Origin of the sequence: Massilia sp. CMS3.1, assembly GCF_051262535.1 — a bacterium.
Lineage (GTDB): Bacteria > Pseudomonadota > Gammaproteobacteria > Burkholderiales > Burkholderiaceae_D > Telluria.
Map to the genome: position 1 here is coordinate 38,161 of NZ_JBIMES010000019.1, position 15,352 is coordinate 53,512.

General features: G+C 55.3%; 14 protein-coding genes and 3 pseudogenes. 7 read left to right on the forward strand and 10 right to left on the reverse strand.

The features are described from left to right. The first annotated feature begins 969 nt into the window (after nucleotides 1-969). Complete coding sequence (locus tag ACHAC9_RS21805) at nucleotides 970-1,218, forward strand: LysR substrate-binding domain-containing protein (protein WP_435763411.1); 249 nt, start codon at nucleotides 970-972, stop codon at nucleotides 1,216-1,218. 255 nt (nucleotides 1,219-1,473) lie between these two features. Here ACHAC9_RS21805 and ACHAC9_RS21810 read toward each other — a convergent pair. Next, nucleotides 1,474-1,788: pseudogene (locus ACHAC9_RS21810) on the reverse strand (SDR family oxidoreductase); the annotation flags it as partial. A gap of 21 nt (nucleotides 1,789-1,809) precedes the next feature. After that, nucleotides 1,810-2,112 (reverse strand): annotated as a pseudogene (locus ACHAC9_RS21815) (integrase core domain-containing protein); the annotation flags it as partial. Here ACHAC9_RS21815 and ACHAC9_RS21820 point away from each other — a divergent pair. Further along, nucleotides 2,063-3,217 carry an aminotransferase class V-fold PLP-dependent enzyme gene (locus ACHAC9_RS21820; RefSeq protein ID WP_435763413.1) on the forward strand — a complete coding sequence of 385 codons (1,155 nt, stop codon included), beginning with the start codon at nucleotides 2,063-2,065 and terminating at the stop codon, nucleotides 3,215-3,217. The pseudogene ACHAC9_RS21815 and the gene ACHAC9_RS21820 overlap by 50 nt on opposite strands. A gap of 15 nt (nucleotides 3,218-3,232) precedes the next feature. Here ACHAC9_RS21820 and ACHAC9_RS21825 read toward each other — a convergent pair whose 3' ends face one another. Beyond that, nucleotides 3,233-3,472, reverse strand: a complete 240-nt coding sequence (locus ACHAC9_RS21825) for a hypothetical protein (protein WP_435763415.1) — start codon at nucleotides 3,470-3,472, stop codon at nucleotides 3,233-3,235. Here ACHAC9_RS21825 and ACHAC9_RS21830 point away from each other — a divergent pair. After that, on the forward strand, nucleotides 3,374-4,816 hold the full coding sequence (locus tag ACHAC9_RS21830) for an AMP-binding protein (RefSeq protein WP_435763436.1): 1,443 nt from the start codon (nucleotides 3,374-3,376) through the stop codon (nucleotides 4,814-4,816). The genes ACHAC9_RS21825 and ACHAC9_RS21830 overlap by 99 nt on opposite strands. 242 nt (nucleotides 4,817-5,058) lie before the next feature. Here the strand turns inward: ACHAC9_RS21830 and ACHAC9_RS21835 are convergent, their stop codons facing one another. Together ACHAC9_RS21835 and ACHAC9_RS21840 are read right to left on the reverse strand one after the other, a co-directional pair. Then, complete coding sequence (locus ACHAC9_RS21835) at nucleotides 5,059-6,009, reverse strand: alpha/beta fold hydrolase (protein WP_435763418.1); 951 nt, start codon at nucleotides 6,007-6,009, stop codon at nucleotides 5,059-5,061. 44 nt (nucleotides 6,010-6,053) lie between these two features. Continuing rightward, nucleotides 6,054-7,262, reverse strand: a complete 1,209-nt coding sequence (locus tag ACHAC9_RS21840) for an MFS transporter (RefSeq protein WP_435763420.1) — start codon at nucleotides 7,260-7,262, stop codon at nucleotides 6,054-6,056. A gap of 139 nt (nucleotides 7,263-7,401) precedes the next feature. On the opposite strand from ACHAC9_RS21840, the gene ACHAC9_RS21845 reads away from it, so the two are divergent. Further along, nucleotides 7,402-8,028, forward strand: a complete 627-nt coding sequence (locus ACHAC9_RS21845) for a TetR/AcrR family transcriptional regulator (RefSeq protein WP_435763423.1) — start codon at nucleotides 7,402-7,404, stop codon at nucleotides 8,026-8,028. A gap of 714 nt (nucleotides 8,029-8,742) precedes the next feature. On the opposite strand, the gene ACHAC9_RS21850 is transcribed toward ACHAC9_RS21845, so the two are convergent. The 4 genes from ACHAC9_RS21850 to ACHAC9_RS21865 all read right to left on the reverse strand — a co-directional run bounded on the left by ACHAC9_RS21850 (nucleotide 8,743) and on the right by ACHAC9_RS21865 (nucleotide 13,098). Then, entirely contained in the window at nucleotides 8,743-8,982 is a 240-nt protein-coding gene (locus tag ACHAC9_RS21850) for a hypothetical protein (protein ID WP_435763425.1), read from the reverse strand. Nucleotides 8,983-9,055: 73 nt separating this feature from the next. After that, nucleotides 9,056-10,513 carry an aldehyde dehydrogenase family protein gene (locus ACHAC9_RS21855; protein WP_435763427.1) on the reverse strand — a complete coding sequence of 486 codons (1,458 nt, stop codon included), beginning with the start codon at nucleotides 10,511-10,513 and terminating at the stop codon, nucleotides 9,056-9,058. A 25-nt stretch (nucleotides 10,514-10,538) separates the two neighbouring features. Further along, on the reverse strand, nucleotides 10,539-12,188 hold the full coding sequence (locus tag ACHAC9_RS21860) for a GMC family oxidoreductase (RefSeq protein WP_435763429.1): 1,650 nt from the start codon (nucleotides 12,186-12,188) through the stop codon (nucleotides 10,539-10,541). Between the two features lie 607 nt (nucleotides 12,189-12,795). After that, nucleotides 12,796-13,098: a glutathione binding-like protein gene (locus tag ACHAC9_RS21865; RefSeq protein ID WP_435763438.1), complete on the reverse strand. Its 303-nt coding sequence runs from the start codon at nucleotides 13,096-13,098 to the stop codon at nucleotides 12,796-12,798. A gap of 19 nt (nucleotides 13,099-13,117) precedes the next feature. On the opposite strand from ACHAC9_RS21865, the pseudogene ACHAC9_RS21870 reads away from it, so the two are divergent. The 3 genes and pseudogenes from ACHAC9_RS21870 to ACHAC9_RS21880 all read left to right on the forward strand — a co-directional run. Further along, nucleotides 13,118-13,309, forward strand: a pseudogene (locus ACHAC9_RS21870) (integrase core domain-containing protein); the annotation flags it as partial. Between the two features lie 399 nt (nucleotides 13,310-13,708). Continuing rightward, the gene (locus ACHAC9_RS21875) at nucleotides 13,709-13,909 is read left to right on the forward strand and encodes a type II toxin-antitoxin system VapB family antitoxin (protein ID WP_435763440.1); all 201 of its coding nucleotides are present in this window, start codon (nucleotides 13,709-13,711) and stop codon (nucleotides 13,907-13,909) included. Continuing rightward, on the forward strand, nucleotides 13,906-14,292 hold the full coding sequence (locus tag ACHAC9_RS21880) for a PIN domain-containing protein (RefSeq protein WP_435763431.1): 387 nt from the start codon (nucleotides 13,906-13,908) through the stop codon (nucleotides 14,290-14,292). The genes ACHAC9_RS21875 and ACHAC9_RS21880 overlap by 4 nt, the downstream gene beginning before the upstream one ends. On the opposite strand, the gene ACHAC9_RS21885 is transcribed toward ACHAC9_RS21880, so the two are convergent. Beyond that, on the reverse strand, nucleotides 14,289-14,804 hold the full coding sequence (locus tag ACHAC9_RS21885; RefSeq protein WP_435763433.1) for a hypothetical protein: 516 nt from the start codon (nucleotides 14,802-14,804) through the stop codon (nucleotides 14,289-14,291). The two genes, ACHAC9_RS21880 and ACHAC9_RS21885, sit on opposite strands and share 4 nt — an antisense overlap. Nucleotides 14,805-15,352 lie beyond the last annotated feature (548 nt).

Consider the following 15,352-nt stretch of genomic DNA (forward strand, 5'->3'; position numbering starts at 1 on the left):
ATAACCGATTCATAGATGACATTTGGGTCCCAAGTACTTTATTGAGGTATGCCTCGCCAAATTCATGCACTGTCATTTTGCCGATATGGGCGTTCGTCAACCGAATGCTGCAATGCTTGGTCTCCGCAGTCGAAATTTTTGAACAAGTCACCAACGTGCTGTTGGATTTCGAGCTTAGCTTACGCTCGTACGGATACAACATCAGTCAGCTCTTCGGCCGTATAGCACTATCCGCACAGCCGTTCAGGATTGTGATGAAGTATCCGTTCCATTATCGCCCTGCTAGTAGCCGATAGTGAAGCGAGTGCGTAGGTGGGGAGGTTGCTCAAGTTCGTCGATCATAGCTATCGCATAGTCCGCCAGTGAGATGTGGCTGTGACCTTCGGCGTCAATCAACAGCGCATCCTTACCAAGGCGGAATTTGCCCGTACGATCACCTGGCTCAAGATGCGCAGACGGGGCCAGCACGGTCCAGTCCAAGTTTGGATCTTGGCGGAGTAAGTGAAGGGCTTGACGTATGCCCTCCACAGTACTTTTCCACTGAGCTGGAAACTGTCGCGTATCGATAAGCTGCACACCGGCGCTACTTCCAAGCTGCCAGCGCCCCCTACAAGCAGTAGACGCAAGACTTCGGCGTGTTTAAAGGCCAAGATCATGGATTAGATTCCCTTGACGTAATAGCCGAGCACATCGGTTTGCGCGTGGCCGCTAAATGCGCTGATGACGGCGTCATGCCCATCTAGTTTGCCTGCCAAATCCGTCTCGGTTGGCTACGAGACTTATCCAGCAGAGCGGTCGAACTCGGTGAATTAGAGCAATACGTCGTTGCATCGTCTGACTATTTTAAACGGATCAATCTACCTGCAAGTCCTGAAGAGCTAGAAGCGCTTGACTGGATTGCCCTGGCACTGCTCCCCACTCCCCTTACCTAGAAATTCTCTTCTGCCAACGGGGACACCAAGACTATTCATGTCAAATCGCGTCTTCGTGTCGATTTCCCCTAGTGTTCTGCGCGCTCTGCTGCAAGAAGCCATGGGCCTCTCTATCATGGATCAATTCAATGCCCAAGACGCCATTTCATCGAACCGGCTCATGCGTAGAGTGCCGGATTGGTCTTTGCCTACCACAGGGATTTACGCTGGGTATCCGCCCGGGAAACAGGTAGCTGCAAACGTCCGTAGCTTCATCGATTTTTACCGGCAATATTTAGGATATTAATTTTTATTTAGCTCGGCGAAGGTCTGCTTTGGTCGGTCTTGGTCTTTGGTGACAGTCTGCGATTTCGACCTTGACAACCTTGACGACCCGCTATGCCGAATTCACCGGCGAGGTTCGGGCAAAAGCGATTTCCGTGTTCATGCACCGATAATTTTCTGATGGCAGTGTTCTGACGGCAGTGTATAGAGGACAGTTGACGCAAATATATGCAGCGGTTAAATGTTCTGCGGGCCCTCCCGGTTACACTGTTGTTCTTCAACGCATGCCGGCAATGTTGTACCCGCCATCGACCTGAATGCTCTGGCCGGTCACAAAACGAGCTTCGTCGGTGCACAACCAGACCGCAACATCGCCGACGTCGTCCGCGTCGGCGACCCGCTTTAGCACTGTGTGCGCAGCGACCGCGTCAAACATCTGCTTTGGATAATCGACTGTCATCGGCGTTCTCGTAAGACCCGGGCTCACATTGTTGATCCGGATGCCATTCCCGCCAACCTCGATGGCGACATGGCGGACCATGGCGTCGAGCGCGCCCTTACTGGCCCCGTAGATTGGACCGCCCCGGCTTTCGTGGAGGCCGGTTAGTGTGAGTCAGGCCGGGACGGCTTGACTGCTCAGTTGCTTGTAATAGTTTGCCTCAGCTTCGGCCGGCGGTATATAGCCGAGCGGCTCCAGCAGCCGGTGGTGATTGAACCAGGAAACCCATTCCAAGGTGGCCAGCTCGACGGCCTCACGTGTTTTCCAGGGAGCGCGGCGATGGATGAGTTCAGCCTTGTAGAGCCCGTTGATGGTATCGGCCAGGGCATTATCGTAGCTGTCGCCTTTGCTACCCACAGACGGCTCGATGCCCGATTCTGCCAAGCGCTCGCTGTACTTTATTGACACGTATTGGGCGGGCGGCGGCGCCGACGCGGCCTATCCGAGCGCCACGGTGACGCGTGCGTACCACGCCGCACGCGGAGAACTGGAACAGCGCAACGAGATCATCACCACGATCCAGACCCATCCGAGCAGCGCGGTCACCGCCGCCGCCGCCAGCTTCAAGGTCATCACCCTAATGATCGACGAAAAGACCGGCTACCCCTCGCTAGCATCACTCAAGGCGGCGGTGTCGCACCGCACCGCAGCGCTGATGGTAAACAACCCTGACGATATGGGCGTCTACAACCCCGAGATCAAAGAGTGGACCCGCATCGTGCGCGAAGCCGGTGGCCTGTCATTCTACGACTCTGCGAACTTCAACGGAGTCATGACCCGCCTGCGAGCCCGCGAACTGGGGTTCGACGCCTGTATGTTCATGCTGCACAAGACCTTTGGCGCGCCCAAGAGCGGCGTTGGCGGGCCGGCGGCCGGCGCATATGGCTGTTCGGCCGAATTGGTGCCGTTCTTGCCCAAACCGGTCGTGGTGCGCGACAGCGAGCGCTATCGCCTCGACTACGACCGTCCGCTCAGCATCGGCAAGATCCGTGAGTTCTGGGGCAACGTCCCAGTCATCATCAAGGCTTATGCCTGGGCGCGCGCGATGGGAGCGGCAGGCATGGCCGAAGCCGCGGACATCTCGGTGCTCGCCAATAATTACATGGAGAAGGGTCTGCTCGCGATCCGCGGCGTGACTCGCTCGCATCCCAACCACACGACCCCGCGCCTCGAGATGACACGCTACAGCCTGCAGCAGATGAAGGAAGAGACCGGGGTCGATGCCCACGACATGCAGAACCGGATGAGCGACTTCGGCATCGATCCGATGTGGAGCAGCCACCACCCGTGGCTGATTCCCGAGCCGTTCACACCTGAAGCCGGAGAGATGTATGGCAAGGAGGCGCTCGACACCTGGATAGCGGTGTTAGCGAAGATTTGTGAGGAAGCCTATTCCAATCCCGAACTAGTCAAGACCGCGCCGCACAACGCAGCCATCCACCGGCTGAAGGGCCATCTCGACGACCCATCGCAGTGGGCCATGACCTGGCGTGCCTGGAAACGCAAGCGCCACGCGCGCTAGCGAGGATCCTGGGCCTCACGCATCACCTAATAACAAGGAGGAGAAATCATGCTGGATCTTGGACGGACTTTCTTGCAAAGCGTCGAGCGCAGCCCGCAGGCGCTGGCGGTTGTCGACGGCGATCAGCGCCTGACGTATGCGTAATGGTATGAACGCATTCAGGGCGTTGCCGCCGGCCTCGTCGCGCTTGGCCTGACTCGGGGCGACCATCTGATGGTGGTGCTGCAGAATCGGCTCGAGATGGCGACCCTGCATTGGGCCTGCCAGTTCCTGGGCGTTGTCATGACGCCGCTGAACTGGCGCGCCAATGCCGAAGAAGTCGACTATTGCGCGCTTGACGCCGGCGCGCGGGCCGTGGTGGTCGAGCCATGCAGCGAGGCGGCGGTTGCGGCGGTTGCGGCGAGCAGCATCGCCAGCCGTCTACCCCGGATTGCCGTCGGTGCTGCCGCCGGCACGCTGTGTTTCGACGAACTGTGCACGGCAGCGCCGCGCGCAGCCATCGTGCGGGCCGACAGCGCCGACCTGTCCCTAATGCTGTACACCTCTGGAACGACGGGCAAGCCGAAAGGCGTGCCTTGCCGTCACCGCGCGGAACGTGCTGCTGCCCTGGGTCACGTAGCCCAGAACCTGTACAGGCGAGGCGAGCGCACCCTTGGGGTGATGCCGCTGTATCACACGATGGGCGTGCGCTCGCTGCTAGCGATGGCGCTGGTCGATGGCGTGTTCGTCTGTATGCCCCGCTTCGACAGCGCGCAAGCCTTTCGCCATATCCAGGACGAACGTATTACGAGCCTGTACCTTGTACCTACGCTTTACCACGACATGCTGGCCTGGCGTGACTGCCACGGTGCCGATGTCTCGTCCGTGAAAAAGCTCGGCTTCGCTGGCGCGCCGATGCCGGAAGCGCTGCTCAGGCGCTTAGTGGAGGCTTTCTCGCCTGAGCTGTTCGTCAACCACTATGGCTCGTCTGAAGTGTTTACCTTCGCCTATAGCCAGGACGCCTCGCGCAAGCTGGGCAGCGCCGGGCGGGCCGGGATCAATGCGCGCATCCGGGTGATACCGCACGATGCGCGAGTCCCCGGAGAACCGGCTGCAGCGCTCGAGGAAGGCCAGATCATATGCGACCTGGCCGGCGAGGAAGCGTTTGAAGCATACTGCAATCGCCCGGATGCAGATGCGAAGGCAATCCGTGCCGGCTGGTACTTCACGGGTGACACAGGTTATATCGACCACGACGGTGACCTGTTCGTTACAGGACGGGTGGACGACATGATCATTAGTGGCGGCGAGAACATCTCGCCAATGGACATCGAATCGGTCTTGTCACTTCATCCTGCAGTAGACGAAGTTGCTGTCGCCGGTCTGCCCGACGAGCGCTGGGGGCAGCGCGTCGTAGCGTTTGTAAAGGCGCGGGCTGAAGCTACCGCCGAGCAGCTTGACGCGCACTGCAGGGCGTCCAGTCTCCTCGCTTTCAAGCGCCCGCGTGACTACGTTTTTGTACGAGAAATCCCCCGCTCACCGGTTGGGAAAATCCTGCGACGCAAGCTAGTTACTGGTGAGTACGACGCCGTTGAGCCAGGGCGGGCTACACCGGTCTGACATGAATCTCGCAGATATTGGCGGTTGAGCCAATACTGCGAGGGTACATGCATAAAACTCGAAAACAGCATGGACGACACCGCAAGTCAGCCTTGGCAAGTTTGGGAGATTTTAGCGAGAACTGTAGCGTGCATGATTGACATACGCTTCTAAAGCAACGTGCCATTAATAGGAAAGGCACCTGCCAGATGCTCACCGAAGTGAGCACACTAAAGAAATCCAACTCAATGGAACGTAGAGTCTCACTTAGGCGCAAGAAAATCGAGAACTGCCTCGTTTAATGGTTTGGAACATTCTTCCGGCAACCAGTGCCCACAGCTAGGTAGCACTTTACCAGTAACATTGTTGGCATACCTACGAAGCATTGTAGTTTGATAGTTTCCCATGCCACCATGTCCACCCCCCCCGATAGCTAACATGGGAATCGTGATTTTCGTTTTCGCTAATTTCTTGTTGTCCTTTACACCTTGATTTAGAGCCCGATAATATTCAAATGAAGCATGAAGACTATGTGGTTTCGCGTAAGATTTGGCATACATGTCAAGCAAGGCCGGCGTAAAAGCAGCCTTATTAGTCGCATGCTCCTTAATGAAATGCTCAAGGAAGAAACGCTCTTTGCCTGTAATAAGAGTTTCGGCAAGCTGGTTTTGGGCAGCAAAAAAACTGAAGTGCCAAACTAGAGATTCTCCCTCGGGAGTAAATGCTGGAAACTCATAGATACTGTCTTCAGGAATGGGGGCTTCCATATACACAGCGCGGCGTATCATATCCTGGTTTTTGACCAACATGGGGTAGGTGTTCCAGATACCGATATCGTGTGCGATTAAGTCAAACTTTTGACCACCGTTGAACTGCTGGGCAAGCTTATAAAGTATCGGAGCTACGTCAGTAGCCCGATATGACGCAGGAGCTGCCGACTGTCCAAGACCAGGCAGATCGGGGGCAACGACAGTGTAGCGCTTAGCCAGTTCAGGCATTAATTGGTGCCACTCATACCAGGTCTGGCCGAAACCATGGACTAAGTAGACCAGCGGTCCAGAGCCGCCTTTTACATAGTGCATCTTGACGCCGTCAATAGTTCGATATTCGCTACTAAATCCTTGCGGAAGCGGAAACTCATCGGCAGCGAATGCAGATGGGGCCAGCGATATCGCACAGCTTAAAAAAAGAGTTGGTAAGAAATTTTTATACATAATATATCCTTGATTAAAAGGGGATTAAACAAAAAAAGGGGGTATTAGTGCACGCGTGGACTTGCCGGAAAACCGTGCGTTTGAGCTGAGTAAGCGATGCCTAGGCCAGCGACTGATAGTCCCAGTACTGCCCAAGGAAACGAGGCCGCTCCCCAGGTGTCGAGCAGCACACCACCGAGCACACCGGCGCCGGCAATTGCACCGTTCCAAGCCACTACATTCAATGATAGAGCGATGTCGGCGCCGGTGCCAGCGCTATCAGCTAATGCCGTTTGCAACAACGTCGCGGCACCGCCAAAGCTGAGCCCCCAGACGGCGACCCCAACAAAGATCGCCGCTGGAGCATATGGCGCGAAGATGAAGAGCAAAGCAACCAGCGCAAACATAGCCAAGCTCGACAGGACTGCAACGCGTAGCCGTCGGTCGACCATTCGCCCAGCGATCCAGATACCAACAAGCGCCGACAGGCCAAAGGTTAGAAGCACTGCATCGATGCGGCGCTCCAAACCCGCAAGCGCAACAAACGGTGCAATAAAGATATATAAAATGTTATGACCTAGCATCCATAGAATGACTGTTGCCAGAACAGACCTGACACCTGGCGTCTTGAAGACGGTGTTCGTCGAACGCTGTTCATGTTCTGGCTGTCCGGGATAATCCGGTACTTTGACGAGCACCCAGATAATCAACAGCACACTTAGGCCCGACATGATGTCGAAGGCGTTGCGCCAACCAAATGCCTTGCCAAGCCATGTACCGAGGGGTACGCCTAGAGCGAGCGCAATTGGTGTCCCTATCATTGCAATTGCCATTGCTTGCCCCTGCTGGTGCGTAGCCACCATTCGCCTAGCGTAACCGGCGAGCAGACTCCATGCCAAGCCAGCCGCAGCACCTACGCCGAACCGCGCCAACATCGTCATCCAAAAACTGGATGAGTAAGCCGTGATCGTATTGAAGACCAGAAATCCGGCAATTGTCAGCAGCAGAACCTGGCGGCGTCGCCATCCTCGCGTGGCGGCTGTCAGTGGAATAGCGGCGAGGACGGAACCAAGTGCATACGCGGTGACGGTTTGTCCTGCTGCTGCAGTGCTGACGTGAAGGTCGTTGGCGATCAGAGGCAGCAGGCCTGCTGGCAGAGTCTCACTGGCGATGCAGATAAAGCCTGTCATCGCCAACGCAAGTAATGCCGCGATTGGTAGTGGTTCGGACTTCAACGTTTCTTGACCATGGATCTCATTTACTACGTCCATCATTGCTCCTGTTTTGACGAAACGAACACATTGTCTCCATACAACCAAGATATGTACCGATCAGTACACATGATAGGTGAGGCATGTAACGCTTGTCAAGGACTTTTGTATCGTTTAGTATTTAAATCTGAAGAATGGAGGAATGATGACGAAGATGGGCCGCCCGCGACAATTCGACCGCGATGCCGCGCTGACCAAAGCTATGCATCTTTTTTGGCAGAATGGATACGACGCAACATCGTTGAGCCAGTTGAAAGCTGAACTTGGTATCTCCGCGCCCAGCTTTTACGCTGCATTTGAGTCCAAGCACGCACTTTTCCAGGAAACTATCGCTCTTTATCTGCAAAGCCATGGGTCCGTGATGGACTGTCTCTGGGATGCAGAACTCTCTCCACGTGCGGCCATCGAACTAGCGCTACGTAGTTCAGCTCGTATGCAGAGAGAAACAGGGCATCCTGCAGGATGCATGGTCGCGTTGGGGGTGATGAGCGCAGGCGCGCCGGATGACGCGACTGTTACGGAAGAATTGACCAGGGCACGTGCTAGGAACCGTGCCGGCATCTTGGCTTGCGTCAGGCGCGGCGTCGCAGAAAAGGAACTTGATCCCATGACTGATTTCACCGCGCTTTCGAAAGTCTTGGAAAGTTTTCTGCTCGGTTTATCGACGCTCGCGCGTGACGGTGCTACACGTGAGGAAATGGACAACGCAGTTACTCAAATTATGCGACTTTGGAGACCTTCAACGGACACCGAGCTGATCGCTAAATGACTCATATGGTGGTTACTCAACACACAGATCTTTCAGTCTGTCCAGCAGGCGAATTCACTCTAAGCGTCCCTGTGAAACGGCCGCCAACGTGTAAGCGGCAGAGTAAGCCAATACACCAGGCTCCCTAATCGCATACTCATTCGAGCAACTTGCCAACAATGGTTGCTACCTGGCGTCTGCATGTTTCGCGCGATAGTCTAACCCTAGGCGGCCCTACGCTGGCATCGGCGCCGTTGTCGATGGCTGCAACACCGTTGAATTGGGAAACTAGATTTGCTTGGCACGACCTTGCTTAGCACACGCTTTGCACGCAGCACATATCTCTCAACTAAAGACGCTAGCAATGTCCCGCGCGCCATCCGACCTTTGAAATGGGTCCGGCGATGACCTGCATATTTGCCAAACGTGGCGCACCGGATGCCTTAAGATCGTCGCATAGGCTTGGAATTGCTTACAATTGCCGTCTTACTTATTGAGGCACGGTGCCAGAAGTCATGGTGATGTGCTCGTACTAGGTAAAATTGTCCATTGCCGCCATGCCATTGAGGCGCCTCAGCCAGGAGTGCTGTAGCCATCTTCTAGTCCTACCGGAACAACAGTCGCCTCAGGCCGTCGTGATAGGGCGCGCCCGCGCAAGGTTGGCGATGAGTTCCTCGCGTGTGTGGCATTCCTGCTTCCAGGCAGGCTGCCCTGGACAGTTACGCCACGATTCGCTCAGCGGACTGTGGTCGACGCAGTCAACCCGAACTGGTCGTACAAGCGCGCCACCCATGCGACCGCTTCCGGATGATTGCTGGACGTAGCCAGGACCAGCTGTTCCGGCGATCCGGCAGGCTTGTCCCAAGTCAGGATGCGTGGCGCCTGGATGTAGGTGAACGCCTTGACGATTTTCGACGGCGGCAGTTGCTCCTGGCGCAGCTCATGCTCGGTCTTCTTTCGGAGTTGAACCCGCATGTTCGTCGAAATTCGCGCTCATTGCGCCAGACTGTTATCGTAAAGGCTTGAGGTGCTTACGACTGCCATCTTGCTATCGCGGCACGGTGCCTGAAGTCATGGTGATGTGCTTGTATTGGATAAAATCTTCCATTGCCGCCATACCATTGAGGCGCCCTAGCCCGGACTGCTTGTAGCCACCTTCTTCGAACTCGTCGTAAACTACTGCCCAGTCGTTAATCCATACTGTTCCCGCTTCTAAGTTGCGCGCAACTCGTATTGGACGGTCGATATCACGTGTCCAGATACTTGCGGCAAGGCCATACTCGCTGTTGTTAGCAAGTGCTATAGCTTCGGCTTCAGTGTCGAACACCTGCAGCGTCAGCACCGGGCCGAAGGTTTCCTTTTGAACGATATCCATTTCGGCATCCGACACTTCCAGCAACGTGGGGCGGTAAAAAGCACCTCTTGCCAGCGGACCTTCTACTATCGGGCCGCCACGCACCAGTACCTTGGCGCCAGCGTCCAGCGCCGCTTGCACAACGCGCTCTACGCGCTCGACGTTAGACTTGTCGATGAGTGGGCCCATATCACTGGCTGGATCCGAGGCCGGACCGACATTGACCGCTTCCAGCCGCGCCGACAACTGTTCACGCACGGCTTGGGCGATGCCGCGCTGTACCAGCACGCGTGAGCCCGTCAGGCAGAACTGGCCGGAAAAAACAGTAAGAGCCTTTTCTAGTTTTGGAACGGCGACCGCGAGGTCTGCGTCGTCAAACACAATCATCGGTGTCTTGCCACCTAGCTCCAAACCAAAGCGCTTCAAGCGCTGGGCGCCGACAGCCGAAATGGCGCGCCCGGTTGCGGTACTGCCGGTAAAGCTGATCACCGGCACATCAGGCGACTCGATCATCCACTTGGAACCTTCTGCGCCGGACTCACTAAACAAGTTGATAACGCCGCGAGGCAGTGAAGGCACTTCGGCCATAATCTTCGCCACTAGCGCATTGGTCTGAGCGGTCTGACCAGGCATCTTGATTACGGCAGTACAGCCAGATGCCAAGGCTGGCGCCAAAGAACGGATCATCAGCACGACTGGAGAATTCCAAGGCGTAATTATGCCGGCGACCCCCATTGGCTCGCGCAGCACGACCGACAATGAACCAGGCTTCGGTTCGACCGCACGGCCGTATTCGGTACGCGTCAGCGACGCGTAGTACCGCAGCTTCGACGGGACCATCGCAACCTCGAACCCCGCTTCTGGCTTGACCTTGCCATTCTCGATCGCAAGGATCTCGACCAGGGCATCAGCGTGTTGCTCGAACGCGGCGGCCAGTTCATACAGAACTGTGGCGCGGAGCACGCGGTCGTCCTTCCAGGTTGACTCGCGCAAGGCGCGCTTTGCAGCGGCAATGGCGTCGGTTGCCTCCTGCAGCCCACCGTCTGCGTACTGGCCGATTACTTCTGAAGTAGCGGGATTAATGGAGTCCTTGTGGATTCCAGAATCGACCCATGCGCCGTCAATCCAATTCAATGCAATAGCTGTTGTCATAATTAGGCTCCGATAATTAAAGGATTCAGGCAAACATACTGGCGATACGCTCAGCGGTCGCAATAACGGTGACATTCGTCGCCACTGAAGGAACGTCGGGAAAAACGGAGGCATCCACTACCCGCAGCGCTTCTACACCATGCACCTTGCATTCTAGATCGACGACAGCTGCCGGGTTGTTGCGGCGCCCCATTGGCGCGGTCGAGGTAGGGTGATGGTAGGTATCGAGAGTCGACTTAATAGAGGCGAGAATGGCGTCATCGGACTGGGCCGCAGGTCCAGGCTTGAGTTCAGCACTGACCAATGCTGCCAACGGTCCGGTTTGGCCAATTTTTCGCGCCATCTTTACTCCTTCCAGCAGCCGGGCCCTGTCCTGAGGAGCGCTAAGGAAATTCAGGTCAATTCGGGGTGCTGCCATTGGATCTCGGCTAACTAGCGAAAGGCGACCGCTCGAGAGCGGACGCGTCAACGCCACTGCCAGCACGAAACCGACTTTGGTCGGGCTCTGCTCGTGAGGGAACAGGTGGGTTGCCGTAATGTGCAGGTCCAGTTCCCCAGGCGTAGCGCTGGAGCTATGCGTCCACAGTTTGGCGCCGATTACCGGCGATTGCTCTCCGATTGTCTCTGGCCGCGCTGCATAAGCGTTATAGTAGATAGGATGGTCGACCAAGTTCAGGCCCACAGGGAGGTTAGCTACCATCGGGATACTCAGAGAACGCAGGTGTTCTTGCGGCCCGATACCAGAGCGCAGCAGGATCGCGGCACTGCCGTATGTTCCGCCTGACAGGATCACTTCGCCCGCGAACAGCTTCTCGCCATTAACGAGCTGCACGCCAACGGCTCGCTTGCCTTCGAACAATACCTTGTCGACCATAGTATCGGGGCGAATGGTCAAGTTCTTGCGCGCTCGCACTTCAGCCGTCAGGTACGCCATGCCAGTATTGACCCGCACGCCATCAACAATATTCATGGGATACGGGCCGACACCATTGGCGTCAGGACCATCAAAGTCGACGATAGCCTTGAAACCGTTAGCGAGTGATGCGTCCATGAAAGCGCGCTGCATGGGGGTTATATCGGCGCGGGTAAGCTGCCGCACGGGCAGCGGCCCGTTACGGCCATGAAGCGCATTAGAGCCGCCGATTCGGCTCTCGAGCTTTTTAAAGTACGGCAGCATCTCCTCATAGCTCCAACCTGGCAGGTTCCAGCGCTTGAAATCATCAGGACGAGCGCGAAGGGCGACCGCGCCGTTGACAGCGGAACTCCCACCAATGACCTTGCCGCGCACCGCGCTGATGGCATGCCCGACATAGCCAGGTTCGGTCTTGTAACCCCATTCGAACTCAGGATTACCATTGGCACCCAACACATGGCTTTTGGCGACTACATCTGGATAGTGCTTGGGGTCGAAACTGTGGCCGGCTTCGAGCAAAAGTACACGGCGCTTATTGTTGTCGCTCAACCGCCGCGCCATGACGGCGCCAGCCGAGCCCCCGCCGACGATGATGATGTCTGCTGCAAGAGGCATCTTGCGTGCTTTCTGGTTAGACTTTTCAGCTGGCTCAAAGTTGGCCTGTACCGGGACACTGAAACTTCCGATTACAGCGGCAGCGGCAGTAATTAGGCTGTTTCCGAGCAACTTGCGGCGTTCGGAGTTATGCGTTTCGTTATTCATCTAGTATTCTCCTGTGGCGGAATCCGCCTGTGTTTTCTGGACATCCCTTGAGTAGGTCTAATGGGTCCGTGTACTTCTCGGTATGGCGAAAGCCTTAGACACCGAACTTCGCCTTACAGTAAACACGCGCCAATGCATGCGTGATACGCATGTTCGATCAAAGTGACGTCGAATCCGCTCAACCGGGACGTAATGTCAAACGCGTGCTTAGCCCAGGAAGCGCCAGACCGCGCCGAATGTCTCACGCGTACTGATACTTCCTTTTAGGCCCCAGCTGCAGCCATCAAGCCGTGGCCGAGCACACGTTAGGGGTGTGCGATTCGTTATTCATTCAATGTTCTCCTGCAGTAGAAATGCGGCGATGTTTCCTGGAAAGTCCTTGATACGTTTAACTAGCTTGAGATGAATCTTAAGCCCAGCATTCCAATCTCGGTAGCGCATATATTTCGATGCTTACCATCGATATTTTAGATGGTTCTAAAAGATGAGCAATGAATTTCTTGATAGTGGCAATTGAGATTTTTGCTTGCGCAGGCTTATGATAGATAGACAGGCTTGTAAGCGTGAGCGCCCCACATACCCGCAGCGGGCGGCCATGCTGTGAACATCACATGCGGAGAAGAATGCTTTTTTCACGTTCCAGAGCGCGACGGGCAGCTGGACGCTGGATCATCCGATCCTTCATGGCAGCCAAATGCGTTAACTCGTTGATTGGCAGCTTAAGATCACGCCCCCAAGGAAAGAAAACCAACGCATAAGCATCTGCAATCGTCAAGCGATCTCCCATAATCCACGGCTGATCTGCAAGAAGGGAATTTATTTCCTGAAGATAGCTCCAGTAGGTATCTCTGCAGTGAGCCTTTACGCCTGCATGACTGTCTTTGTCGAGAGTAGCGCGTTCGGGATGAATAAATTGCCCGAAGGTTGGGCCGCAGCAGAACGCTTACGTCGAGCGATATAACAGGACAGTTCGCTATGACTGGCTTGCTCATCACCTGTTTGAGACGCTCGACGAAATCCAGGAATTTGCCACCAACTGGCTGTGGACCTACAATCACGACCGGCCTAACATGGCGCTCGGCGGTATTACGCCGAAACAGAAACTGGCGCTCGCCGCTTAACCTCTACTTTTAGCATACTCTAAAAATGGGGGGATTACCATTGTCACCCCTTACGCTAACATTATTCCCATAATGTCGGGTTTAAACCGGGGATCGTCCGGCGGAGCTGATCGGCTAAGCCAGCAGGCAAGCTACCCAATGTTCATTCGACATTGCGAAACACTCGTTTCACTCGTTCATACCACTATGAGTCCATGAAGGGACACCAGCATTCCGGCTCCTCCCGATGTTGGCATGCAAGCGCCGACAGTTTCACTTTTACTTCATTTCTTCAAGAAGTATCATGTTTGCTTCATAAACGGTCCTACTTTTACTTCATCGGACGCTGGCCGAGCTGGCACACTTGTGAAGATGTTCGATTTGATGCAAAATCGGATCATCTTTGATGCTGGAGGAATGATGAGAACGACAGTTACGATTGACGATGAGCTGTATGCAAAAGCGCTAGACATGGCCGATCCGGAAATGGATCGGGGAGATCTGTTTCGGGAGGCAATTAAAACTTTCGTTCGGGTGCAGGCGGCAAAACGTCTTGCGGCACTCGGCGGTGCGTTCCCGGAGATGCCTGAGGTGCCGCGTCGGGGCGTTGACTTGGCATGACTGGAGGTGTCTTAGTCGATACCTCGGTCTGGGTCGATCATTTTCGGGATCGCAACGAGACGCTTGTCGAATTGCTTACGCTGGACCTTGCGCTAACGCATCCCATGGTGGTGACTGAACTGGCGTGTGGTACGCCGCCGGCACCGCGGGCTCGCACGCTAACTGACATTGCAGCGCTTTCGCAGACACAACAAGCTAGCTTGAACGAAGTAAAAGAGCTGATCGAGCGCGAACAGTTGTATGGGCTCGGGTGCGGTCTGGTCGACCTCGCTCTGTTGGCGTCGGCGTTGCTAACGCCAGGCTCGCAGCTTTGGACGCTAGACAGGCGCCTCCTGCATTTGGCAGAGCGGTTTGGCATAGCCTATCAGCCAGCACGACATTAGCAAAGGGATGACAGTTCGCTGTAACCCTGTCCTGCCAGGCTGCTGTACCGTGCTAATACTGTTAGTGATGAGAGGTGATCTAGTTCAGCACCATTGGAGCAAGACTTGCAACCGATCCATGCTTCAGCTTGGTCAAGAGCGTCGTTGTACGCCTGTGCCAGGAGATACGCATGGCGTGCAGCGGCGGGCATTGCGGAAGCTGCCATCATTAGCCAGTGAGCGCGTCTCTCTTCTGTCAACTCATTCCACCATGCCATGCCAACGGCGGCGTCCTCTTCTACGACGGGAAAGATGCCACCGCCGGCCTCCTGCCCGTTCTCGATCAGCTTTAAATTCCACCCAGTTCCCAAATTTGCTGGTCGTGGACGGATTTTATAAGTACGGCTCATTTTCCCCCCATCTACCCAGTGAACAATTTGCTGAAGTCTGCACTTGCTTAATTGTTCGGCCAGCCCAACCGCAAGCTCTAGAGGCATGCGAACGGAAATTATAACAGTACTTTTAAGCAACATTTAATTTTGTGGAAGGTTACATTGCATCTCATGGCGACGACTCCGTAGAAAGGGCTTTCGCATTTGCTTCATCCGGCTGCCAAACCGAAGAGGTCGTACGCACTGCCTCTTCACGTCCGCATTGACGATATCAGCGTGAACTGTCCTGTTGGTCCAGTATAGGCTGAGGCAGATTTTTTCCGCCGAAATAATTGCTGTTCCCTTATCCATTATTAAGTAACTACTGAAGAGATGCCGCGACTACCGCTGTGGGAAAATTTTTTGAGGCGAAAACAGTCACGTCAAGTCCTGCTGCACACGACTTCAAGAGTGGGAACGGTTCGAAGAGCGAACGGTGAGGTTCTCCAGGGATTGTTGTAAAGGTAGGTAATCCCCCCATTTTTAGAGCATGCTAAAAGTAGAGGTTATACGGCGAGTGCCAGTTTTTGTTTTGATGTGATACCGCCGAGGGCCATATTGGGCCGGTCGTTATTGGGTTTTGTCGCGTTAGCCGAGCGGTGGCCCCGATCGGGTAGACTGCAACGCCGCACATTGACGATCCGACATGG

Excerpts from the sequence above, each read along its gene's own strand:
- ACHAC9_RS21805 (WP_435763411.1), top strand. The coding sequence starts at position 970 with ATGTCAAATCGCGTCTTCGTGTCGATTTCCCCTAGTGTTCTGCGCGCT.
- ACHAC9_RS21820 (WP_435763413.1), top strand. The coding sequence starts at position 2,063 with ATGCCCGATTCTGCCAAGCGCTCGCTGTACTTTATTGACACGTATTGG.
- ACHAC9_RS21825 (WP_435763415.1), bottom strand. The coding sequence starts at position 3,472 with ATGCAGGGTCGCCATCTCGAGCCGATTCTGCAGCACCACCATCAGATG.
- ACHAC9_RS21835 (WP_435763418.1), bottom strand. The coding sequence starts at position 6,009 with ATGTATAAAAATTTCTTACCAACTCTTTTTTTAAGCTGTGCGATATCG.
- ACHAC9_RS21840 (WP_435763420.1), bottom strand. The coding sequence starts at position 7,262 with ATGATGGACGTAGTAAATGAGATCCATGGTCAAGAAACGTTGAAGTCC.
- ACHAC9_RS21845 (WP_435763423.1), top strand. The coding sequence starts at position 7,402 with ATGATGACGAAGATGGGCCGCCCGCGACAATTCGACCGCGATGCCGCG.
- ACHAC9_RS21850 (WP_435763425.1), bottom strand. The coding sequence starts at position 8,982 with ATGCGGGTTCAACTCCGAAAGAAGACCGAGCATGAGCTGCGCCAGGAG.
- ACHAC9_RS21855 (WP_435763427.1), bottom strand. The coding sequence starts at position 10,513 with ATGACAACAGCTATTGCATTGAATTGGATTGACGGCGCATGGGTCGAT.
- ACHAC9_RS21860 (WP_435763429.1), bottom strand. The coding sequence starts at position 12,188 with ATGAATAACGAAACGCATAACTCCGAACGCCGCAAGTTGCTCGGAAAC.
- ACHAC9_RS21875 (WP_435763440.1), top strand. The coding sequence starts at position 13,709 with ATGAGAACGACAGTTACGATTGACGATGAGCTGTATGCAAAAGCGCTA.
- ACHAC9_RS21880 (WP_435763431.1), top strand. The coding sequence starts at position 13,906 with ATGACTGGAGGTGTCTTAGTCGATACCTCGGTCTGGGTCGATCATTTT.
- ACHAC9_RS21885 (WP_435763433.1), bottom strand. The coding sequence starts at position 14,804 with ATGTTGCTTAAAAGTACTGTTATAATTTCCGTTCGCATGCCTCTAGAG.